This is a genomic window from Amycolatopsis sp. cmx-8-4 (genome assembly GCF_046548675.1).
Classification (GTDB): domain Bacteria; phylum Actinomycetota; class Actinomycetes; order Mycobacteriales; family Pseudonocardiaceae; genus Amycolatopsis.
This window is the reverse complement of sequence record NZ_JAEBDZ010000043.1, coordinates 1-22,241: the sequence shown is the minus strand read 5'-3', so window position 1 is coordinate 22,241 and position 22,241 is coordinate 1. Positions and strand designations below refer to the sequence as shown.

Annotated in this window: 20 protein-coding genes; 7 read left to right on the top strand and 13 right to left on the bottom strand. The window is 71.4% G+C overall.

What is annotated here, in order from left to right:
* The first annotated feature begins 362 nt into the window (after positions 1–362).
* Both ACLJQZ_RS44685 and ACLJQZ_RS44680 read left to right on the top strand, forming a co-directional pair.
* On the top strand, positions 363–3,176 hold the full coding sequence (locus tag ACLJQZ_RS44685; RefSeq protein WP_410627400.1) for an aconitate hydratase: 2,814 nt from the start codon (positions 363–365) through the stop codon (positions 3,174–3,176).
* A gap of 71 nt (positions 3,177–3,247) precedes the next feature.
* Positions 3,248–4,039, top strand: a complete 792-nt coding sequence (locus ACLJQZ_RS44680; RefSeq protein ID WP_410627398.1) for an alpha/beta fold hydrolase — start codon at positions 3,248–3,250, stop codon at positions 4,037–4,039.
* Here ACLJQZ_RS44680 and ACLJQZ_RS44675 read toward each other — a convergent pair.
* The 8 genes from ACLJQZ_RS44675 to ACLJQZ_RS44640 form a co-directional block, all read right to left on the bottom strand.
* Positions 4,036–4,743, bottom strand: coding sequence for an MgtC/SapB family protein (locus ACLJQZ_RS44675; RefSeq protein ID WP_410627397.1), 708 nt, complete (start codon positions 4,741–4,743; stop codon positions 4,036–4,038). The genes ACLJQZ_RS44680 and ACLJQZ_RS44675 overlap by 4 nt on opposite strands.
* Before the next feature lie 212 nt (positions 4,744–4,955).
* The gene (locus ACLJQZ_RS44670) at positions 4,956–6,551 is read right to left on the bottom strand and encodes an alpha/beta hydrolase (RefSeq protein ID WP_410627396.1); all 1,596 of its coding nucleotides are present in this window, start codon (positions 6,549–6,551) and stop codon (positions 4,956–4,958) included.
* Between the two features lie 141 nt (positions 6,552–6,692).
* Positions 6,693–7,115, bottom strand: a complete 423-nt coding sequence (locus ACLJQZ_RS44665; protein WP_410627459.1) for a nitroreductase family deazaflavin-dependent oxidoreductase — start codon at positions 7,113–7,115, stop codon at positions 6,693–6,695.
* A 46-nt stretch (positions 7,116–7,161) separates the two neighbouring features.
* Positions 7,162–8,139 (bottom strand): L-histidine N(alpha)-methyltransferase, encoded by a 978-nt coding sequence (gene egtD / locus ACLJQZ_RS44660; protein ID WP_410627394.1) that lies wholly within the window; start codon positions 8,137–8,139, stop codon positions 7,162–7,164.
* Positions 8,136–8,912 carry an ergothioneine biosynthesis protein EgtC gene (gene egtC / locus ACLJQZ_RS44655; RefSeq protein ID WP_410627392.1) on the bottom strand — a complete coding sequence of 259 codons (777 nt, stop codon included), beginning with the start codon at positions 8,910–8,912 and terminating at the stop codon, positions 8,136–8,138. Before egtC ends, egtD begins: the two co-directional genes overlap by 4 nt.
* A gap of 5 nt (positions 8,913–8,917) precedes the next feature.
* Complete coding sequence (gene egtB, locus ACLJQZ_RS44650) at positions 8,918–10,252, bottom strand: ergothioneine biosynthesis protein EgtB (RefSeq protein WP_410627390.1); 1,335 nt, start codon at positions 10,250–10,252, stop codon at positions 8,918–8,920.
* The gene (locus tag ACLJQZ_RS44645) at positions 10,249–11,517 is read right to left on the bottom strand and encodes a glutamate-cysteine ligase family protein (RefSeq protein ID WP_410627388.1); all 1,269 of its coding nucleotides are present in this window, start codon (positions 11,515–11,517) and stop codon (positions 10,249–10,251) included. The genes egtB and ACLJQZ_RS44645 overlap by 4 nt, the downstream gene beginning before the upstream one ends.
* Positions 11,518–11,637: 120 nt before the next feature.
* Entirely contained in the window at positions 11,638–12,564 is a 927-nt protein-coding gene (locus tag ACLJQZ_RS44640) for a LysR family transcriptional regulator (RefSeq protein ID WP_247051949.1), read from the bottom strand.
* A gap of 118 nt (positions 12,565–12,682) precedes the next feature.
* On the opposite strand from ACLJQZ_RS44640, the gene ACLJQZ_RS44635 reads away from it, so the two are divergent.
* Positions 12,683–13,882, top strand: a complete 1,200-nt coding sequence (locus ACLJQZ_RS44635) for a Glu/Leu/Phe/Val dehydrogenase dimerization domain-containing protein (protein WP_410627386.1) — start codon at positions 12,683–12,685, stop codon at positions 13,880–13,882.
* Positions 13,883–13,926: 44 nt separating this feature from the next.
* Here ACLJQZ_RS44635 and pip read toward each other — a convergent pair whose 3' ends face one another.
* The 5 genes from pip to ACLJQZ_RS44610 form a co-directional block, all read right to left on the bottom strand.
* Positions 13,927–14,874 carry a prolyl aminopeptidase gene (pip, locus tag ACLJQZ_RS44630; RefSeq protein ID WP_410627384.1) on the bottom strand — a complete coding sequence of 316 codons (948 nt, stop codon included), beginning with the start codon at positions 14,872–14,874 and terminating at the stop codon, positions 13,927–13,929.
* A gap of 92 nt (positions 14,875–14,966) precedes the next feature.
* Positions 14,967–15,695, bottom strand: a complete 729-nt coding sequence (locus ACLJQZ_RS44625; RefSeq protein WP_247064315.1) for an ESX secretion-associated protein EspG — start codon at positions 15,693–15,695, stop codon at positions 14,967–14,969.
* A 27-nt stretch (positions 15,696–15,722) separates the two neighbouring features.
* Positions 15,723–17,105, bottom strand: coding sequence for a WXG100 family type VII secretion target (locus ACLJQZ_RS44620; RefSeq protein WP_410627383.1), 1,383 nt, complete (start codon positions 17,103–17,105; stop codon positions 15,723–15,725).
* Between the two features lie 3 nt (positions 17,106–17,108).
* Complete coding sequence (locus ACLJQZ_RS44615; RefSeq protein ID WP_410627457.1) at positions 17,109–17,726, bottom strand: DUF3558 domain-containing protein; 618 nt, start codon at positions 17,724–17,726, stop codon at positions 17,109–17,111.
* A gap of 35 nt (positions 17,727–17,761) precedes the next feature.
* On the bottom strand, positions 17,762–18,166 hold the full coding sequence (locus tag ACLJQZ_RS44610; RefSeq protein WP_247051954.1) for a hypothetical protein: 405 nt from the start codon (positions 18,164–18,166) through the stop codon (positions 17,762–17,764).
* A gap of 186 nt (positions 18,167–18,352) precedes the next feature.
* On the opposite strand from ACLJQZ_RS44610, the gene ACLJQZ_RS44605 reads away from it, so the two are divergent.
* The 4 genes from ACLJQZ_RS44605 to ACLJQZ_RS44590 all read left to right on the top strand — a co-directional run bounded on the left by ACLJQZ_RS44605 (position 18,353) and on the right by ACLJQZ_RS44590 (position 22,121).
* Positions 18,353–18,937 (top strand): TetR/AcrR family transcriptional regulator, encoded by a 585-nt coding sequence (locus tag ACLJQZ_RS44605; protein WP_247051955.1) that lies wholly within the window; start codon positions 18,353–18,355, stop codon positions 18,935–18,937.
* A 14-nt stretch (positions 18,938–18,951) separates the two neighbouring features.
* Positions 18,952–19,527: a TIGR03086 family metal-binding protein gene (locus tag ACLJQZ_RS44600; RefSeq protein WP_410627380.1), complete on the top strand. Its 576-nt coding sequence runs from the start codon at positions 18,952–18,954 to the stop codon at positions 19,525–19,527.
* Between the two features lie 198 nt (positions 19,528–19,725).
* Positions 19,726–21,081 (top strand): hemolysin family protein, encoded by a 1,356-nt coding sequence (locus ACLJQZ_RS44595; RefSeq protein ID WP_410627378.1) that lies wholly within the window; start codon positions 19,726–19,728, stop codon positions 21,079–21,081.
* A complete protein-coding gene (locus tag ACLJQZ_RS44590; protein ID WP_410627376.1) occupies positions 21,078–22,121 on the top strand; it encodes a hemolysin family protein in 1,044 nt (347 codons plus the stop codon). Before ACLJQZ_RS44595 ends, ACLJQZ_RS44590 begins: the two co-directional genes overlap by 4 nt.
* Positions 22,122–22,241: the final 120 nt, after the last annotated feature.

Below are 22,241 nucleotides of genomic sequence, written 5' to 3'. Positions count from 1 at the left end.
CCTGCGCCGTTCCGGCACGACCGCCACCTCCGCTCACCTGCGCACATCGCGCGTCACTGCAGTCACACCACTATCACAAGCCTCAGCGGAAACTTACACACCGTAGGCACCAATTCCCCTTATTGAGGGACCCTCGTCGCGGATGGCGCAGCCCACACCGCGTGTCGTCTTGAACCCCAAACAGGACACGCGTACTGTTTGAGGCACCGCGAGGTGTGCCATCCCGGAGCCGGTCCTACGGTGGGGGTGCGCAAGACTCGCCGTCCGCCCCCGTGCGGACCGCACGACACCCGAACTGACCGAACCTGACCCGGGACTCGACCGCCGCACCGGCGCGGAAGTCCATGCCACTGGAGTTAGACGTGACCGCACCTGCCAGCAAGGACAGCTTCGGCGCCAAAGACACGCTGAAGGTCGGCGACGCCTCGTACGAGGTGTTCCGCCTGAACAAGGTCGAGGGCGCCGAGCGCCTGCCGTACAGCCTGAAGATCCTGCTCGAAAACCTGCTGCGCACCGAGGACGGCGCGAACATCACCGCCGACCACATCCGCGCGCTGGGCTCGTGGGACCCGAACGCCGACCCCTCCATCGAGATCCAGTTCACGCCCGCCCGCGTGATCATGCAGGACTTCACCGGCGTCCCCTGCGTCGTCGACCTCGCCACCATGCGCGAAGCGGTCACGGACCTCGGCGGCGACCCCGACAAGGTGAACCCGCTCGCCCCGGCCGAGCTGGTCATCGACCACTCGGTGATCATCGACGTCTTCGGCACCCCCGACGCCTTCGAGCGCAACGTCGAGATCGAGTACGAGCGCAACCGCGAGCGCTACCAGTTCCTGCGCTGGGGCCAGGGCGCCTTCGACGAGTTCAAGGTCGTCCCGCCGGGCACCGGCATCGTGCACCAGGTCAACATCGAGCACCTCGCCCGCACGGTGATGTCCCGCAACGGGCAGGCCTACCCCGACTCCTGCGTCGGCACCGACTCGCACACCACCATGGTCAACGGCCTGGGCGTGCTGGGCTGGGGCGTCGGCGGCATCGAGGCCGAGGCCGCCATGCTGGGCCAGCCGGTCTCGATGCTGATCCCGCGCGTCGTCGGCTTCAAGCTGACCGGCGAGATCCCCACCGGCGTCACCGCGACCGACGTCGTGCTGACCATCACCGAGATGCTGCGCCGCCACGGCGTGGTCTCCAAGTTCGTCGAGTTCTATGGCGACGGCGTGAGCGCGGTGCCGCTGGCCAACCGCGCCACCATCGGCAACATGAGCCCGGAGTTCGGCTCCACCGCGGCGATCTTCCCGATCGACGAGGAGACCGTCCGCTACCTCAAGCTGACCGGCCGCTCCGCCGAGCAGGTCGCCCTGGTCGAGGCGTACGCCAAGGAGCAGGGCCTCTGGCACGACGCGTCCCACGAGCCGCAGTTCTCCGAGTACATCGAGCTGGACCTCTCGACGGTCGTCCCGTCGATCGCCGGCCCGAAGCGCCCGCAGGACCGCATCGAGCTGACCGACGCGAAGTCGTCGTTCCGCAAGTCGGTGCACGACTACGTCGACGGCGAAGACACCACCCCGCACACCAAGGTCGACGAAGCCTCGGAAGAGTCCTTCCCGGCCAGCGACGCGCCGTCGCTGTCGTTCGCCGAGGACGACGCCGCGCCGGTGATCGTGTCCGCCGCGAACGGTGCCTCGGGCCGCCCGACCAAGCCGGTCAAGGTCTCGACGTCCGACCGCGGCGAGTTCGTGCTCGACCACGGCGCCGTCGTGATCGCCTCGATCACCTCGTGCACCAACACCTCGAACCCGTCGGTCATGCTCGGCGCCGCGCTGCTCGCGCGCAACGCCGTCGACAAGGGCCTCGCGGTGAAGCCGTGGGTCAAGACGTCGATGGCGCCGGGCTCGCAGGTCGTCACCGACTACTACAACAAGGCCGGGCTCTGGCCGTACCTGGAGAAGCTGGGCTACCACCTGGTCGGCTACGGCTGCACCACGTGCATCGGCAACTCCGGCCCGCTCTCGGACGAGATCTCCGCGGCGATCCAGGAGAACGACCTCACCGCGGTCTCGGTGCTCTCGGGCAACCGGAACTTCGAAGGCCGGATCAACCCCGACGTCAAGATGAACTACCTGGCGTCGCCGCCGCTGGTCATCGCCTACGCGCTGGCCGGGACGATGGACTTCGACTTCGCGAACCAGCCGCTGGGGCAGGCCACCGACGGCACCGACGTGTTCCTGAAGGACATCTGGCCGACGCCGCAAGAGATCCAGGAGACCATCGACTCCTCGATCACGCAGGAGATGTTCACCAAGGACTACGCCGACGTCTTCGACGGCGGCGACCGCTGGAAGGCACTGCCCACCCCCGAAGGCAAGACCTTCGAGTGGGACGCCGAGTCCACCTACGTCCGGAAGCCCCCGTACTTCGAGGGCATGCAGGCCGAGCCGGCGCCGGTCACCGACATCTCCGGCGCGCGCGTGCTGGCGAAGCTGGGCGACTCGGTCACGACCGACCACATCTCCCCCGCCGGCGCGATCAAGCCGGGCACCCCGGCCGCGCAGTACCTGACCGAGCACGGCGTGGAGAAGAAGGACTTCAACTCCTACGGCTCGCGGCGCGGCAACCACGAGGTGATGATCCGCGGCACCTTCGCGAACATCCGGCTGCGCAACCAGCTCCTGGACGACGTGCAGGGCGGCTACACCCGCGACTTCACCCAGGACGACGCCCCGCAGGCGTTCATCTACGACGCGGCGCAGAACTACGCGGCGCAGGGCACGCCGCTGGTCGTGCTGGGCGGCAAGGAGTACGGCTCGGGCTCGTCGCGCGACTGGGCGGCCAAGGGCACCTCGCTGCTGGGCGTGCGCGCGGTGATCACCGAGTCGTTCGAGCGCATCCACCGCTCGAACCTGATCGGCATGGGCGTCATCCCGCTGCAGTTCCCGCAGGGCGAGTCGGCGGCGTCGCTGAAGCTGGACGGCACCGAGACGTTCGACATCTCGGGCATCACCAAGCTGAACGACGGCGAGACCCCGCGCACCGTGCACGTCACGGCGACTCGCACCGACGGTACGAAGGTGGAGTTCGAGGCGGACGTCCGCATCGACACCCCGGGTGAGGCGGACTACTACCGCAACGGCGGCATCCTGCAGTACGTGCTGCGGAAGATGACGAACGCGTAAGGGTTTCCCCGCTCGACGAAAGGCCTCCTCGCCGGTCCCGGCGGGGAGGCCTTTTCGGTACCGTGGCGGGCATGGGGGAACGCATCGAGCTCGGCGACGGCCACCTGTCCTACGAGGAACGCGGCGAAGGCTCGCCGGTGGTGTTCCTGCACGCGGGCGGGATGACCCGCGCGATGTGGGCGGAGCAGTTCACCCGCTTCGCCGGTGCGCACCGCGTGATCCGCTACGACGCCCGCGGCAGCGGCGGCTCGTCGGACCCGTCGGGTTCCTTCTCCCACCACGAGGACCTGAAGCAGCTGCTCGACGCCTTGGCCGTGGAGCGCCCGGTGCTGGTCGGCTGCTCACTCGGCAGCCGGGTCTTCCTGGACTTCGCCCTGGCCTACCCCGACCGGGCGGCGGGCCTGTTCCTCAGCTCGCCGGGGATCAGCGGGATGGAGTTCCAGGACCCGTTCGTGCTGCGCCTGCTGGCCGACGCGGGCGAAGCGGCCCGGTCGGGCGACGGCGCCGCGGTCCTGGAGTGCGTCCTGCGGTTGTGGGTCGACGGCCCGCACCGCACGCCCGCCGAGGTGGACCCGGCAGTCCGGCGGCTTTGCCGGGACATGCTGGCCGACAACTTCGGCCAGGGTCACGGCGCCCCCGATCCGGGCACCGAGCTGGGCGCGATCGGCCGGGTCGCGGAGATCCGCACCCGCACGCTCGTCGTGACCGGCGACCTGGACGCCACGGACATCTTCGCGGTGGCCGACCTGCTGGAGCGCGAGGCCCCGCACGCGCGCCGGGTCCGGGTACCCGGCGCCGCGCACATGGTGAACCTCGAGCAGCCCGGCCGGTTCGGCGAGCTGCTCGAGGAGTTCCTCGGCTAAGCCGGCACGGCGTCCCAGCGCACGCTGGAGACCGCGGGCTCCAGCGACAGCCGGGACACCGCGGACTCCATCTGGGCGTCGTCGCGCTGGTCGGCGGCCAGCTCGGCGCGGACCTCGACCGTGCGGTCCTCCGGGCGGTCCGTGCTCAGCACCGACAACAGGCGGAAGTCCGTGCGCGCCAACGCTTGTACGAGCAACGCGCGGACGTGCGCCTCGGAGTCGTCGCGGGTCACGGCCTGGAACTCGTAGCGGGCCGGGGTTTCCTCACCCGAGTCCGGGCGGCGGTCGACGACGCGGCCGAGCGGGCGCAGCACCACGTTCACCCCGACCACGACCGCCGTCCCGGCCAGGGCCACCGCGTACAACCCCGACCCCGCAAGGGATCCCACGGCGGCCGAGCACCACAGCGTCGCGGCCGTGTTCAGGCCGCGGACGTTGAGGCCGTCGCGCATGATCACGCCGGCACCGAGGAACCCGATGCCGGAGACGATCTGCGCGGCCACCCGCGTCGGGTCGGCGTCACCGCTGCCGGACAGGCCGCCGAAGCCGTGGGCGGACAGCAGCACGAACAAGGTCGCGCCGACCGCGACGAGGGCGTTGGTGCGCAGCCCGGCCATCCGGGCGCGGAACTGGCGCTCGAACCCGATGACGGCGCCGAGGCCGACGCCGGTGCCCACGCGCAGCAGCATTTCGAAGATGGTCATGATCCGGCTCTTTTCCGGCGTGCGCGCACTGCCGGACAGAAGGCGGCCGGACGTCAGCCCAGCCGGAACCCTCCGGTGAGCGCGCGCCCGGCCGTCCGATGACTGTCCGCTGGCATGTGCCGCTCACCTCGCTTCCCGTACTGGTGATGATCAACTGGGCCAGGGTAGCCGGTCCCATGGCCCGGCAGGGGGCCACGGGACCGGGTTCACACTCAGAAGGGCTGGACGTTCGGCTGGAACACCTGGCCGTTCGCCGGCACCTTCAGGTCGGTCAGGTACGCCGCGACGGCCTGGTCGACGCCGAGGGCGTCACCGAGGATGCAGTGGCCGAACGCGTCGACCGACAGCAGCCGGGCGTTGCCCAGCTCGGCCGCCATCGCCTGGCCGAACTTGTACCGCGTCGCGGGGTCGTAGTAGTTGCTGACCACGACGACCGGGACGTCGGTCTTCGCCTGCCACGGACCGCGGTAGACGTCCGGCTTCTTCGCCGGCCACACCGGGCAGCCCGCCGTGTCGGCGAAGGCCTGGTAGCGGCCGAAGGTGCGCGACTCGCGCTCCCACTTGGCGGCGATGTCCGGCACCTGGTCCTGCTTGATCTTGAACGGCTTGTCGGAGCAGTTGACGGCGAAGTACGAGTCGTCGCTGGTGTACGGGCTGTCCGGGTTCTGGTCCGCCAGGCCCTGCTTGCCCTTCGTGATCAGCTTGAGCTGCCGGGCCTGCAGGGTCTGCGCCTGCGCGCCCGCCGGGTGGATCGCGTCGTAGAGCGCCTGCAGGTCCTCGGCCAGGCCGGGGAACGCCGACGGCGAGTACAGGATGCTCGACACCGAACCGGTGAACGCGTTGATGTCGACCGAGCCGCCGCCGGGGACGGTGATCGGCTGCTTGCGCAGGTACTCGCGCAGCTCGTCGAACTTCGCCCGCGGGGTGCCCGCGCTGAACGCGCACTTCGCGGCGGCCTCGGCGCACTTCTTCAGGAACCCGTCGAGCGAGACCTCGAAGCCCTGCGCCCGCTGGCGGTCGTACTCGACGCCGTCCTTGGTGCGCAGCTGCGGGTCGACGTTGCCGTCGATGACGATCGCGCGGGACTGCTTCGGGAACATCGCGGCGTAGGTCGAGCCGATGAGCGTGCCGTAGGAGAAGCCGACGTAGGTCAGCTTCCGGTCGCCGACCGCCGCGCGCAGCGTGTCGACGTCCCGCACGACGTCCTTCGTGGACATGTGGTTCAGCAGCGAGCCGGCGTTGTTCTTGCAGAACTGGCCGTAGTCGCGGTAGCTGGCGAGCGTGCCGGAGATCTCGGCGCGGCTCAGCGGCACCGGGACCTGGGCGCCGAAGATCTCGTCCGCGTCCTCCTGCGTGGTGAAGCAGCGCAGCGGGTTGCTCTGCCCGACCCCGCGCGGGTCGAAGCCGATCAGGTCGAAGCGGTCGAGCACCGGCGGCTGGAAGTAGTACTGGCCGCTGATCGGCATCCGCAGGCCCGAGCCGCCGGGACCACCGGGGTTGAGGAACAGCGAGCCGACGCGCGCGTCCGGGGTACGGGCGGCGCGCTTGAGCAGGGCGATGTCGATCGTGCCCAGCGACGCGTTGTCGTGGTCGATCGGCACGCGGTAGCGCGCGCAGCTGTAGAACTTCACCTGGTCCGCGGGCACCCCGGCGAGGGTGGCGGCCGAGCAGGTCCCCCAGGCGACCGGCGCCGTGGCGCCGACGACCGCCGGCTTGACGGCCGCTTCCGGCGCGGCGGTGGCGGTGCCCGCCGTACCGGCCAGTCCCATTCCGGCCACGAGCGCCCCCACCAGCGCGAACGAGCGCACCCGGCCCCTTGTGGATCTCCGCAAGACATTTCCTCCCTAGGTCACGCACTCGCCGCGCGGTCGAGACGTCACGGCGCGTTACCCGGGAGAGACTGGCACAAACCGGTGAAAGCCGTCACCGTCCAAAAGGATGGTGCGAATCTATCGAGCCACCCGATTGAGGACGAAAACCGGCAACGGCCTTGCGGCCTCCTCCTGCTCCATCGCGTACCCCGGCCAGAACTCGAGCAGCTCGCGCCACATTTCCGCGTACTCCTCGCCGCCGAGTTCGCGCGCGACGACGGCGACCGGCCGCCCGGCGAGCGCGACCTCGGCCTTCGGGTCGGCCCGCAGGTTGAGCGTCCAGGCCGGGTCGTGCGGACGGCCCCAGTTGGACCCGGTGAGCACGAAGTCGTCGCCGTGCGGGAAGTACAGCAGGTTCGTGCTGCGGGGCAGCCCGCTCTTGCGGCCGGTCGTCGTCAGGCGCAGGGACGGCAGCCCGGCGAGCGCCACGAGGCTCACCCGGCCGCCGAACACCCGGTGCAGTTTCTTGTCCGCCCAGACGACGAAGCCGGCCGAGCGCATCAGCCACGGCTTCGTGCCCAGGGCCCGGGCCAGTGCCCGGAGAGGATTAGCCACGCACAGATCTTGCCAGGCTCACCCCGAACCGCTGCTGGGAGTCGGTCCACCACCGCTGCAGGGCGAACCCGGCGGCGGCCAGCTCGGCCTCGACGCCGCCGGGGCGGAACTTGGCCGAGATCTCCGTGCGGATGTGCTCCCCGGCCGCGAACCGGACGGTGAGGTCCGCACCCGGGATCTCGACGGTCAGCTCGCGGCGGGCGCGCAGCCGCATCTCGACCCACTCGTGCTCGGCGTCCCAGTGCGAGACGTGCTCAAACTCGTCGAGGTCGAAGTTCGCGCCGAGCCGCGTGTTGAGCACCCGCAGCACGTTCATGTCGAACTCGGCGGTGACGCCCGCGGCGTCGTCGTAGGCCCGCTCCAGCGTCTCGGCGTCCTTCACCAGGTCCGTGCCGAGCAGCAGCCACTCCCCCTCGTCGAGGACCTCCCGCACCGACCGGAGGAACGCCGCGCGCTCGGCGGGCAGGAAGTTGCCGATCGTGCCGCCGAGGAAGGCGACCACCCGCGGCCCGTCACCGGGAAGCAGATCGAGGTGCTGGGTGAAGTCGCCGACGACCCCCCGGACCTCCAGGCCCGGGTAGTCCGCCGAGATCGACCGGGCGGCGTCGGCGAGCGCCGATTCGGAGACGTCGAGCGGGACGAACGCCGCCAGCGTGCCGTGCTTGGTGAGGGCGTCGAGCAGCAGCCGGGTCTTCTCGCTCGACCCGGACCCGAGCTCGACGAGGGTGTGCGCGCCGGTCAGCTCCGCGACGTCGCCGGCGTGCGCGGCCAGCACCTCACGCTCGCTGCGCGTCGGGTAGTACTCCGGCAGCTGGGTGATCTTCTCGAACAGCTCGCTGCCCTCGGCGTCGTAGAACCACTTGGGCGGCAGCCACTTCTGCTCGGCCGTGAGCCCGGCGACGACGTCGGCGCGCAGCTCCTCGGTGACGGCGTCACCGGAGCGGTGGTGGTCGAGATCGGGTTCGGTCATCGGATGATGCCCTCCTGGTTCAGGGGAAGCAGGTCGACGCCGGCCGCGGTGGCGCGCACGGCGTGGTGGTCCGGGACGGGCGTCCAGCGCGGATCGCCGTCGACGGGTTCGGACGCCAGCAGCACGCCCTCCGGGGTTTCCAGCAGGGACAGTGAGTGCGTCCAGGCGGTGCCGATCAGCGTTTCGCCGTCGGTGAGCAGGAAGTTGAGCCGGGAGCCGGGCGCGGCGGCCTCGACGGCGCCGGTCAGCCAGGCCACCGCCGTCAGCGGGTCTTCCCCGGCCGCGAGCCGGGCCCGCAGCAGGACCCAGAGCACGACCGAGTCCGTCGGTGCCTCCAGCGTCAGCAGCTCGGTGACCGGCAGGGTCTTGGCCAGTTCGGCCAGCGAGTCCGGGAAGCCGCGGACGACGCCGTTGTGGCTGAACAGCCACCGGCCCGTGGTGAACGGCGCCGCGGCCGCCTCGGTCACCGGCATGCCGGTGGTGCCGTTGCGGGCCGCGGCGACGAACGCGTGCGTGGTGACCGCCGCGGCCAGCGGCGGCAGCGCCTCGTCCGTCCACAGTGGCGTCGAGCGGCGGTGCCGCAGGGGCATTGCGCCGTCGGCGCCGTGGCCCGGGCCGAGGTACCAGCCCAGCCCGAAGCCGTCGGCGTTCACGGTGCCGCCGCCCCGCATGTCCGCCGGTGCGTAAGCCTGCACCAGCAGCGAATGCGGCGCGCGAAAAACCGCCTCGGCGGGCGAAACGGGCCGGCCGAGGTAGGCGAGATGCCTGCACATGGCGCCTAACCCTCGCCCGGGCCCGCGTCGCGGGCGGTGCGGAAGCCGGCGAAGATCTGCCGCCGGATCGGGTAGTCCCAGTTGCGGAACGTGCCGCGGATCGCCGCCGAGTCGGTGCCGAACGAGCCGCCGCGCAGCACCTTGTACTCCGGCCCGAAGAACACCTCCGAGTACTCCTGGTACGGGAACGCGGCGAAGCCCGGGTAGCCGTGGAGGTCGGTGCTCGTCCACTCCCAGACGTCACCGATCAGCTGGTGCACGCCCGTGGGCGACGCGCCGGCCGGGTACGCGCCCGCCGGTGCCGGGCGCAGGTGCCGCTGGCCCAGGTTGGCGTGCTCGGCGCCCGGTTCCTCGTCACCCCACGGGAAGCGGCGCGACCGGCCGGTCGCCGGGTCGAACCGCGCGGCCTTCTCCCACTCGGCCTCGGTCGGCAGCCGCCGCCCGGCCCACGCCGCGTACGCCTCGGCCTCGAAGAACGAGACGTGCACGACCGGTTCGGCGGCCGTGATCCGCTCGTAGACCCCGAACCGGGTGCGCCACCAGCCGTCCTGCTCCCGCTTCCAGAACCGCGGCGCGGTGATGCCGTTTTCGGTGCGGTAGGCCCAGCCCGCCGGACTCCACCAGCGCTCGTCGTCGTAGCCGCCGCTGTCCAGGAACCCGGCGTAGGCCCCGGAAGTCACCGGCGTGGTGTCCATCCAGTACGCGTTCACGGCGATCTCGTGCGCCGGGCGCTCGTTGTCGAGCGCCCACGGCTCGGCCGACGTGCCCATCGTGAACGCGCCGCCGGGCACGAGGACCTCGGCGGGCAGGGTGCCCGACCGCGCGGGCGGCGGCTCGGGCGCGTGCAGCACCGGGTCGCCCTGGCGCAGCTGGTGGGTGGCCAGCATGGTCTCGTCGTGCTGCTGCTCGTGCTGGGTCACCATGCCGAACGCGAAGGCCTGTTCGGTGAGCCGGCGGCCCTGCAGTGGCACCCGCTCCAGCACGTCGAACGCCTTCTCGCGGACCTCCCGCACGTAGCTGCGCGCCTCCGCCGGGGTGAGGAGCGGCAGCGCCGGCCGGTCGGCGCGGGCGTGCTGGAACGCGTCGTAGATGTCGTCGATGTCCGGGCGCAGCGGCTCCCGGCCGCCGACGTCGCGGACCAGCCACAGCTCCTCCTGGCTGCCGATGTGCGCGAGGTCCCAGACCAGCGGCGACATCAGCTTGGAGTGCTGGCGGATCAGGTCCTCGTCGTCGACCGCGTCGGTCAGCGCGACGCTGCGCGCCCGGGCGCGGGTCAGTGCCTCCGCCGCGCGGGCGCGCAGCTCCCCCGCGCCCAGGTCCTTCGGCTCCGTGGTGGTCATGCCTCACTCCTCGATCGGTACGCGCGCCCCTGCACGCTCTCGCAGATCTCGGTTACGGATTCCGCCGGCAGCCCGGTGTGGCCCAGCTCGGCGCAGCCGAGGTCGGCCAGCGCGGCCGCGACGGCCGCCAGGTCCGGGTCCACCAGGCCGCAGCGCGCGGCCGTGGCCCACCGGTCCGCCACCCGCTCGCACAGGTCGCGGACTCTGTCCACTGTGGACGGCCGGGCGAGCAGCGCGGTGACCAGCGCGGCCGGCGCCAGCCACTCGTCCGGCGGTTGCGCGTCGAGGTACCGGATCTCCAGGTACCCCTGCGGGCGGACGGGGGTGAACATCGTCGTGAGGTGGTAGTCGAGATCCGCCTCGGTGGGTTTCGGCAGCAGGGCGGCCGCACCCCTGCCGTCGATCCAGTCGGCGAACGTCAGCCCCTCCGGCGCGTCCCACAGGCGGCTGTCCCGGGGCAGCGCCATCAGCGGGGTGTCCATCATGCGCGCGCCCCACGCCGCCCCCGGGTCGCCCGCGACGCGCGCTGTGCGCGTGCGGATGGCCTCGGTGTCGTGGACCGCCAGCCAGCGGGCGGACGCGAACCCCGTGTCACGCCCGGCGTGGACGCGGGAGTTGGCGAAGAGAGCGAGCAACGGCGGGCCCATGGCGTGCGCGGCCGCCCAGCGGGCCGCGTGGTGCTCGGCCTCCCCGGCGTCGACGCAGACCTGCAGGCCGGCGGTGCTGCACATCATCGTGAGGCCGCCGGGGCCGATCGGCGCGAACCGGCGTTCCATCGCCGCGTAGCGCGGCGTGTCCAGGAGCCGGCGCGGCGCGCGGTGCGCGTCGATGCCGGATTCACCGAACCGGAGGCCGTGGGAGGCGAGGAGTTCACCCAGGTGGCGGAGATCGGCCGAGACGACTGCGTCGAGGTCGCGCAGCGTGGCCTGGGGATGAGCGGAGATTTCGACCTGGCCCCCGGGCTCGAGGCTCACTGGTGAACCTGCCGGGAGCGGCGAAGCGGGGCTGTCGGGGCGCAGTGTCCGCGGGGTGTGCGGACCCAGTGCCGTGGCGAGGAGGTCGGGATCGAGCGGTCTGGCCGGGTCGTCGGCGTGGTGCACGGTGAACTCCAGCTCGACGCCGGTCAGGCGCGGCGGGCCGTGCTTGAAGCACACCGATGCCACGTACGCCTCCCCGGCCGCGCGGTCCGCCAGGACCCGCGCGGTGCGGTTCGACGCACTACCCGACTTCTCGGGGAATTCGTGCACCGTAGACGCTTCTGTCATGTCAATCCTGTCCCGTGTGGTGGAACTTTCTCGACCTTGGACGCTACACGCGGGGTACGACAAAATCAGGGTTGATCCTGCCCTTCAGGACAGGGTCACCACTCCGTAAGAAGACCCGGATCAGGGCAAAGCGGATTCCGTGCCCAGCCCCAGTTCGGCGGCCGAGGCCCGGACGGCGTCGATCACCAGGTGCAACGCCGGACGGCGGAACGCGGTGCGGCGGTAGGCGATCGACACCGTGCGGAGCAACGGCGTCGTGAGCGTCACGACGTCGATCCCGGGCGGGCGCAGCAGGCGCAGGCCGAGGTCGGAGACGAGGGTGATGCCCAGCCCGGCGCCGACCATGGCCATCGCCGTGGACTGCTCCTCGACCTCGTGGTTGATCTTCGGGGCGAACCCGTGGCGCCGGCACGCCGTGCGCATCGCCCGGCCGAAGTGCGACTTCGGGCTGGCCAGGATCCAGGGGTGCTCGGCGAGGTCGTCCAGCGACGCCGAACCCGCGGGCACCGCGCCGCGCGGCACCGCCGCGTGGAGGCGTTCGACGGCCACGACGGCCCGCTCCAGGCCCGCGTCCCAGGGCATCGGCGCGTCGGAGTAGTCGATGACGAAGGACAGGTCGAGCACGCCGTCGCGGACCGCCTCGGCGGTGTCCTCCGGCGCCAGCTCCCGGGTCCGGACCTCGATGCCCGGGTGCGAACCGGCCAGCGTCGTCAGCGCGGTCGGGAGCAGGCCGGAGGCCACCGAGGCCCACACCCCGGCCGTCAGCCGGACGGTGCGGGCGTCCTGCGCCTCCTCCAGGGCGAGCGTGGCCCGCTCCACCGAGCCGAGGATCTCCTCGGCGTGCTCGGTGAGCAGTTTGCCCAGTTCGGTGAGCTGGACCCGCCGGCCCAGCCGTTCGAACAGCTTGGCCCCGACGTCCCGTTCCAGCTGCGCGAGCTGCTGCGACACCGCTGACGCGGTGTAGTGCAGGGCCGCCGCGGCAGCCGTCACGGTGCCTCGGCGGTGCAGCTCGCGGAGCATCTTCAGCCGATGCAACGAAAGCTCCATGCACCAAACCTAAACGAGATCGTGCAGTAGCGTTAAATGGACGCGAAGGCCACCCGGGGCGCACGCTCGTGGTGGCGGTCACGAGGCCGCCCCGACTTCCCCGGAGGTGAGTGGCCTGATGATCCCCCGCAACGCCGAGCCGCTGATGCGACTGTCGTGGACCGACCCCCTCACCGGCGCGAACGGCTACCTGGTCGTGCACAGCCTGGTCTCGGGCGTCGCCACCGGCGGCACCCGGATGCGGGCCGGCTGCACCATGGGCGAGGTCGAGGACCTCGCCCGGGGCATGGCCAACAAGACCGCGACCTTCAACTTGCCGGTCGGCGGCGCGAAGGGCGGCATCGATTTCGACCCGAAGGACCCGCGCGCCTTCGGTGTCCTGACCCGCTTCTGCTCGTTCCTCCGGCCCTGGCTGGACGCCCATTGGGTGACCGCGGAAGACCTCGGCGTCCCGCAGCACCTGATCGACGCGGTGTTCGCCGACCTCGGGCTGGAGCAGTCGTTCCACGCCGCGATCGGCCGGTCGGCCGATCCGGAGCGCACCCTGCGCCGGGTGCAGGCCGGCCTCAACGCCCCGGTGCCCGGCGGGCTGCTGCTCGGCGACGTCGTCGGCGGCTACGGCGTGGCGCAGGCGTGCCTCGGCGTCGCGTCGGCGTGGGACTGGGACGTGCGCGAGACGACCGTGGCGATCCAGGGCATCGGCACCATGGGCGGCGGCGCGGCCTGGTACCTGCACGAAGCGGGGATGAAGGTCGTCGCGGTGGCCGACGCCGCGGGCACGCTCTACGCGCCCGACGGCCTCGACATCCCGGCGCTGCTCGACCTGCGCGACCGCTTCGGCGAGGTGGACCGCAAGCGGCTGCCGGCCGGGATCAAGCTGCTCGGGCGCGACGCCGTCGTCTCGACCGACGCGGACATCTTCGTGCCGGCGGCGATCTCCTACGCGCTGCGGCCGGACAACGAGAACCTGGTCAAGGCCAAGGTCGTCATCGAGGCGGCCAACGCGGCGACGACGCCGGAGGCCGAAGCGGCGCTCTCGGCGCGCGGGGTGGCCGTCGTGCCGGACTTCGTGGCCAACGCCGGTGCCGCGGCCTGGGCGTGGTGGCTGCTGCTGGGCGAGGTCGGCGCGGACCCGGCCGACTCGTTCCTGCGGCTGCGCACCGAGATGCAGTCCAAGGTGGCGCTCCTGCTGGCGGAGTGGAACATGGACCGGCTGCCACTGCGCGTCACCGGGCTGAAGCTGGTGGAGGCGAACCGGGCCGCGCGCGCCGAAGCGGCGCTCACCCCCGAGGGCGAGCCGGCGCTGCTCATCCCGTGAGCCGGGTCCGCGCGGCGCCTCGACCGGGGCGCCGCGCGGGCACCTCAGCCCGCGAACCGGTCGGTCGCCCCGACCAGGACGTCCTGCATCGAGACGTCCTGCGTGCTGTGCCCGACGTTGTCGAGCATGACCAGCTCGCTGGCCGGCCAGCCGTGGTGCAGCAGCCACGGCGTGCCGACCATGTTGCTCGTGTCGAGCACGCCCTGGGCGAGCACGGCCGGGACGTCCGCGAGCTTGCCCAGGTTGGCCAGGATCTCGCCGTCGGGCAGGAAGGCCCGGTTGCTGAAGTAGTGCGTGACGATCCGGGCGAAGCAGAGCCGGTACGCCGGGTCCGCGAAGACGTCGTGCGGCGGGACGCCCGGGAGCATGGCGTCTTCCCAGGCACACCAGTCGGCGGCCGCCTGGTGGTGGACCGCGGGGTCCGGGTCCAGCAGCAGGCGGTTGTAGGCCGCGGAGAGGTCGCCGTCGCGCTCGGCTTCCGGGACGCCGTCGCGGAAGCGCGCGAAGCCCTCCGGGAAGTAGGCGCCGAGGCCGCGGATGAGCATCTCGATCTCGAGGAAGCGGTCGGTCGCGAGGCCCATCAGGACCAGCTCGCTCACCCGGTCGGTGTGGCGCAGCGCGTAGGTCAGGCTCAGGACCGAACCCCAGGAACCGCCGAACAGCAGCCACTTCCCGATGCCGAGCCGGGTGCGGAGCAGTTCGAAGTCCGCGACCAGGTGATCGGTGGTGTTGGCGGAAAGGTCGGCGACCGCGGCCCCGGCGTGCGGGGTGCTGCGGCCGCAGCCGCGCTGGTCGACGAGCACGACCCGGTACTTCGCCGGGTCGAAGTACCGGCGCAGGTTCGTCGAGCAGCCCGAGCCCGGCCCGCCGTGCACGACCAGCGCCGGCTTGCCGTCGGGGTTCCCGCAGGTCTCCCAGTAGATCTCGTGCCCGTCGCCGACGTCGAGCAGGCCGTGCTCGTACGGTTCGATCTCGGGGTACAGCCCAGCCATCAGCGCGTCCTTCCACCGGGATACAACAGCGCTGTCACATTAGCGCCGCGCGATGGCTTCGCGCGCTGCCGTTTCGGATCAGCTCAGCGGGCTCAGTTCAGGGAGCCGGCCAGCTCGGTGAGGGTGTCCGCCAGCTCGCGGGGGCCGGCCGGGCCGATGTGGATGACCTCGTCGTCACCGGCGCCGGAGGTGTAGCTGAGGTAGCGGCCCCAGTCCGTGTCGGCGTAGTGCAGCGGCTGCCGGAGGCAGGTGTGGCGGCCGACGTCGTCACGGCGTCCGACGTAGAGCTCGCCGCTGCCCGTGACCGGCCGCTGGACCAGGCTGACGACGTCGGCGATCGCCGGGGACAGCGGGTAGGCGTCCTGACCGCGGCGGGCGGCGTCGGCCAGGTCCGCCACTCGGACGGTGCGCGGGTTGCCGCCGCCGGGCCCGACCGGCGGCAGCTGCTCGACGAGCGACTCGGCGAGCCGGTTCCGGTCGATCTCCTGGACGCCGACGTGCGCGCCGTCGGAGACCGCGAGAATCGCCTGCAGCCCCTTCGCGGCGGCGAGCACGCCGTAGGTCTGGCCGCCGGCGCCGACCCAGCCGTAGCACTCCCGCGCCGGCGTCACCAGCAGCGGGAGCCAGTCGAGGAAGTCGAACGACGCCCGCCCGCGCGCGTCGACCAGCCCGGCCTCCGCGAGCGCGGCGTCGATCCTGTGGTCGGCCTCGTCGCGCTCCTCGTCCGAGAGCCACAGGGGCTCCGGGCGCAGGGTGATGTGCAACTGGCCGACCTGCTCGCGCTCGGCCAGTGCGGCCAGCGCCTCGACCGGAACGTCCACCCGGCCTGTTGCCACGTCCACCTCGTTTTACTCGCCGATGACCGGCGGACTGGTCCGCTGGTCGGTGCCGAAGATCGCGTCCGGGTCCGCTTCGATCAGGAAGTCCGGCCGCTGGTGCTCATCATCTTCCTCACCCTCGCCGCGCCGCCCACCGGCACCCATCGGCCCCATCTGCCCGGACCGCCCGCCTGCCGACCGAGCGGCGGCCGCCTCCGCGGCGGCCGCGTTGCCGAGACTGCCCATGCCGGAGCCCCGGCCGCTGCCGACCCCGCGCTCCCCCGCCGCGCCGGAACCACTGCCGGTGCCACCGCTGCCGGCGCCGCTGCCGGTCCCGCCGGAGCCGCCGATCGGGCGGCCGCTGGAGTCGAGGAGCCGTCCGCCCGCGGAACCGCTGCTGGGACCACGGCCGCCAGAACCGGTTCCCGTGCCGGAGCCGCCGGGTTCGCCGAAGGTAGTGGAGTAGTTCTGACCGCCGCCGCCCCCACCGGTGCCGGTCGGGTAGAAGTCGACCCCACCGGTCCCCGGCGGCGTCTTGCCGGGCCGGTCGCCGGTCTGTTGCCCGGTGGGCAGCCGGCCGGGCAGGTTGGTGCCGGTGCCGGTGCCGGTGCCGGTCGTGTGGGTGGTGTCGGTGCCGCCGGTCCCTCCGGTACCCCCGGTGCCACCGGTCCCGCCCGTGCCACCGGTACCTCCGGTTCCCCCAGTGCCACCGGTCCCGCCGGTCCCGCCAGGCTTGTCGGGGCCGCCGGTGTGCGTGGTGTCGACGCTGCTGGTCGAGGTGTGGTCGTCGCTCCCGCCGGGATGATCCGGCGTCCAGTTGTGCCCATCGATGATCGGCGGGTTGATTCGCCCGGGCGTCTGCGGCGTGTTCACGGCGATCGTGGCACCGTCGGACTCGAGGACGCCGTAGTCCGTCGGAAGGACGGCTTTGGTGCCGCTGGTGGCACTGCTGTACTGGTCCATCACGCGGACGTTGGTCTCGTTGGCCGCGTTGTACTTCGCGATGCCGGTCTGGTAGTCGTTGACTTCGTCCTGCGCCATGAACGGCCCGGCGATCGGAATGGCGGCCTTGAGCCCCACGGACCACGGACTGGGCTTGTCCGGCTTGGGCGGAATCTCGACGACGGCGTTGTTGGAGTTTTCGAACACGTCCGCCTGCGTGTCGACCGAGGCCTTGGTCATGTCGAGCGGCATCGCGGTCTCGGCGAAGGCCTGCTCGAGCGGTCCGGCTCCGGCGTTGGCGGCGTCGGCGGCGCTCCCGGTCCACGCCTGCTTCATCCGCTCCTGCAGCGACTTGATGCCCTGCGCGCGGTCCATGTAGGCCGAAGAGAGCTTCTCCACCGACTCGGACATCTGCCGGAGTCCTTCGGTGTCCCCCTGTTTGAAGTTGTCGTAGATCTGCTTGCCGTCCACTCGTCAAGCCCCCTTGAGTGTTTTGACCGTTCCGGCCGCGACGCGTTGCGCTGCGTCGCAAGAATCCTGTTGTCCCTCGTAGCCTTCCGCGAATACGGAGACCGCCAGGTCATCGGCGATTCCGACCGCCATGGTGCAGTTTCCGGCCGCCCTGCGGTCGCGGGTGTCGAAGTACAGCGCGGGATAACCGTCGACTTCCGGGGCCGGTTCGAGGAATTTGATCAAAGCTCCGGAACGGTCGTGGGCAGCCTGGATGCCGGCCAATCCGCCGGCCCCTTGGTCGCGGTTGCCCGTCCCGAGGATGACCAGCACGCTGAGTCCGTCACCCCTGATCTTCCACCCGCAACTGGGGCCCGACTGTCCTTCGGGAGTGGCATCGCCCGGCCGCGGCTCGCCCGGTTCCGTGTACCGCAGCTGGGTCAGAACGTCGGCCGGGACGAGGCCGCACGGGTTGCCCGCGTACTTGGTCGCGTCCAGCGGAGTGGTGACTTTCGGGGCGTCCGCGGTCGGACTCGGCTCCCCGGACGACGCCGGAGAGGACGACGTGTCCGCGGGGTTGGCGGTGCCACCGGTTGTCGATGTGCAAGCCGAAGCGAACGCGCACAAGCACAGGGCGACCACGCCGAGGACACTCGCTTCGGCGAACTTCGGCAGCCTCACGTCGCCTGCCCGAACGTTCCGGACATGCCCTGGTCCGTCGCGACGGTCTTCGTCTGCGCTTCCTTCAGCTTCTTGATGTACCCCTGCACGTACTTGCGCATGGAATCGTTCTGCGTCTGCAGCGAGGTGACCGACTCGAAGGTGGTCGTCTCGTAGCTGCCGCTGGCGGGGTCCTGACCGGGCGCCACCGAGGCGTTCACCAGCGTGTCGATCGTGCGACCGTCGTCGATGATCTTGTCCAGCTCGTCTTCCCAGAGGCTGATCACCGAGGCGAGCTCTTCCGGTTCCATCTTGAACTGGCCGCCACCACCGCCCCCACCGCCGTAGACGCGACCGCCCTCGCCCAGGATGTCGCCACCCCAGACCGCCTGCGCCGCCTGTCCGGCTTCGCCGATGATCACGCCCCGCACCTTCCCCTCAGCTCACCCACCGTGATGGTGCAAAGACTAGCCAACCGTCTCATTCCGTGTCAGCGAATCGCCGCAACCTTCCGACGTCGGGAGCCTTCGGGTGGTTCCCGGGCACTCCGGGTCACAAGACGTACGTACGGATTGCGAGATGCCGGTCCGCGGTGCCAGGATTCGAGGATGCCACGCGTAAGCCAGGATCACCTCGACGCAAGACGGCGCCAGATCCTCGACGGCTCGCGGGTGTGCTTCGCGCGCTACGGCTACGAAGGTGCCACAGTCCGGCGCCTCGAGGAAGCCACCGGACTCTCCCGCGGCGCCATCTTCCACCACTTCCGCGACAAGGAGTCGCTCTTCCTCGCCCTCGCCGAGGACGACGCCATCCGGATGGCCGACGTCGTCGCCGAGCAGGGGCTCGTCCAGGTCATGCGGGACCTGCTGGCCGGCGACGGCGAGCACCCCGCCGACTGGCTCGGCACCCGCCTGGAAGTCTCGCGGCGGCTGCGCACCGATCCGGAGTTCCGCGCCCGCTGGGCCGAGCGCTCCGAACAGCTGACCACCGCGACCCGGCTGCGGCTGCTGCGCCAGCGCGAGGCCGGGAACCTGCGTGACGACGTCGACGTCGACGTCCTCACCGCTTTTCTCGAGCTCGTCCTCGAAGGACTCGTCTCGCACCTGGCGATGGGCCTGCCGGGCGCCGGCCTCGGCCCGGTGCTCGACCTCGTCGAGGAAACGGTGCGGCGGCACCGGCCCGGCACCACCTGAGCGGCCGTGTTCCAATGGCCCGCGTGGATCTCCTCGAGGCACACGGCCAGGCCATCCGGGCGTTCGGCGACGCCGTGCACGCCGCTGGCGACGACGGCTGGGGCCGCCGGACGCCGTGCACCGAGTGGACGGTCCGCGACCTCGTGAACCACCTCGTCGCCGAGCAGCTCTGGGCGCCGTCGCTGCTCGCGGGCGCCACGCTCGACGACGTCGGCGACCGCTTCGACGGCGACGTCCTCGGCGAAGACCCGGCCGAAGCCTGGGACGCGGCCGCCGAGGGCGCGCGGGAGGCCTTCCTCGACGACGGCGTCCTCGAACGCACCGTGCACCTGTCCTACGGCCTGGTCCCGGCCCGCGAGTACGGCTGGCAGATGACGATCGACGCCGCCGTGCACAGCTGGGACCTCGCGACCGCGCTCGGCCTGCCCAGCCCGGTCACCGAGCCGCTGGCCGAGCGGCTGATCGACGTCGTGCGCCCGTGGGTGGACGAGTGGCAGGGGCTCGGCCTGTTCGACCCGCCGGTCGCGGTCCACCGCGGCGCCGGCTCCACCGCCCGGCTCGTCGGCCTGCTGGGGCGCCGGCCGAGGTGAGCGCGCCGACACACCGATAGGCCCGCGCCGCGCGGCGAGGACACGTTAAGATTGTCCAGATAATCGCAGTACACGCCGATTTCCCGCTAGGAGTGACCGTTTCGTGCGCGCAGCGCAGTCACCCGGTGACAGTACCGGGCCGGGTGACCGACCCGGCTGTCCGATAGGTTCGCCCACCGCCACCTCGGCGGGTGCGGAATGATGCAGATCCTCTTCGCCGTCCTCGGCGTCCTCGTCTTCTTGCTGCTGACGATCGGCACCGGACTCGCCGTCGCGGCCGAGTTCTCCCTGACCGCGCTGGAGCGCAGCACGGTCGACGCCAACGTCCGCCAGGTCGGCGACCGCCGCGCGCTGACCGTGCAGAAGGCCCACCGGACGCTGTCGTTCCAGCTGTCCGGCGCCCAGGTCGCGATCACCCTGACCACGCTCATCACCGGTTACCTGGCCGAGCCGCTGATCGGCGAGCTCGTCCGGCCGCTGCTGACCGGCATCGGGCTGCCCACGGCGTTCGCCGCGGGCGCGTCGATCGTGCTCGCCCTGGTCATCGCCACCTCGCTGTCGATGATCCTCGGCGAAATGGTCCCGAAGAACCTGGCGATCGCCCGGCCGCTGCCGACCGCCCGCGCGGTCACCGGCTACCACTCGCGCTTTTCCGCCCTGTTCCGCTGGCTCATCACGCTGATGAACAACAGCGCGAACTTCCTGGTGCGCAAGTTCGGCGTCGAGCCGCAGGAGGAACTGCGGTCCGCGCGGTCGCCTCAGGAGCTGGGCTCGATCGTTCGGTCGAGCGCCGAGAGCGGCACGCTCGACACGTCGACCGCGGAGCTGCTGGACCGGTCGCTGCGGTTCGGCGAGCGCACCGCGGAGGAGTTGATGACCCCGCGCGTGCAGCTGGAAGCGCTCACCGTGGACGACACGATCGAGGACCTCATCGCCATCTCCAGCCGCACCGGGTTCTCACGGTTCCCGGTGCACGCCGAGGACCTCGACGACGTCCGCGGCGCGGTGCACGTGAAGCAGGCCTTCGCGGTGCCCGCCACCGAGCGCGCGAACGTGCCGATCGGGTCGGTGATGCGGCCGGTGCCGACCGTGCCGGAGTCCCTGCCGGGTGACGACCTGCTCGACCGCCTGCGCGACTCGCGGTTCCAGCTGGCGATCGTCGTCGACGAGTACGGCGGCACGGCCGGGCTCGTGACGCTGGAGGACGTGGTCGAGGAGATCATCGGCGACGTCCGCGACGAGCACGACGACCGTGAAGCCCCCGCGTCGCAGCAGGTCGGCACCGACAGCTGGCTGGTGTCCGGGCAGCTGCGGCCGGACGAGGTCACCGACGTCACCGGGTTCCGGATGCCGGACGGCGACTACGAGACCATCGCCGGGCTGATCCTCGAACGGCTGGGCAAGATCCCCGCCGAGGGGGACGCCGCCGAGGTCGACGGCTGGCGGCTCACCGTGACCACGATGGACCGGCACCGCGTCGCCGAGGTCGAAGTGGCCCCGGTTCGCGAGGCCGAACCGGCCGAAGAGGCCGCCGAAAGCGAGGTGGCCTCGTGAGCGACTGGCTGAACATCGCCCTCGTGGTGCTCCTGCTGCTGCTCAACGCCTTCTTCGTGGGCGCGGAGTTCACGCTCATCTCCTCGCGGCGCGACCGGCTCGAAGCGCTGCTGGAGCAGGGCAAGACGCGCGCGAAGATCGTGATCAACGCGAGCAAGCACGTGTCACTGATGCTGGCCGGGGCGCAGCTGGGCATCACCATCTGCTCGCTGCTGCTCGGCCGGCTCGGCGAACCCGCTGTCGCGCACCGGCTCTCGGCGTTCTTCGACCTGCTGGGCCTGCCCGAAGGCCTGCTGCACCCGATCTCGTTCGCGATCGCGCTGGCCTTCATCACGGTGCTGCACGTGCTGATCGGCGAGATGGTGCCGAAGAACCTCGCCATCGCCGAACCGGAGAAGCTCGCGCTCTGGCTGGTGCCGGTGCACGTCGGCTGGGTCAAGATCGCGAACCCGTTCATCTGGCTGCTGAACTTCGTCGCGAACTCGCTGCTGCGCGCGGTGAAGGTCGAGCCGAAGGACGAGCTGGAGACGGCCTACACCTCCGACGAGCTGGCCGAGCTGCTCAGCGAGTCGCGCCGGGAGGGCCTGATCGACCAGTCCGAGCACCGGCGGCTCACCCAGACGCTGTCCTCGGTGCAGAAGACGGTGTCCGACGTGCTGGTGCCGACGGCCGACCTGACGACCCTGCCGTGCGCGCCGACCCTCGGCGACGTCGAGCGGGTGGTGTCCTCGACCGGCTTCTCGCGCTTCCCGGTGTGCACCGACGATGGGCGCCTGACGGGCTACATCCACGTCAAGGATGTCCTGGACCTGGCCGGCGAGGACCCGGCGACGATGGTGCCGGCGTCGAAGACGCGGCCGCTGACCGAGCTGCGGGCCGACGCCCGGCTGGACGTCGCGCTCTCGGCGATGCGCAAGGAGGGCAGCCACCTGGCGCGGGCGCTCGACACCACCGGCAACGCGGTGGGCGTCGTCGCGCTCGAAGACCTCGTCGAGGAGTACGTGGGCACCGTGCGCGACGGCACCCACGTGGGCGCATGACACCCCTTGTGTCAACCTCTGGGTCAAAGTCAGGCCGCGAGTGGTTGTTTTGCCTGGTGCTGGGCGCCTCCGTGCAGGGTCGGGTCGTAGGGTGTGCTGTTCTGCCAGCAGCGCCAGATG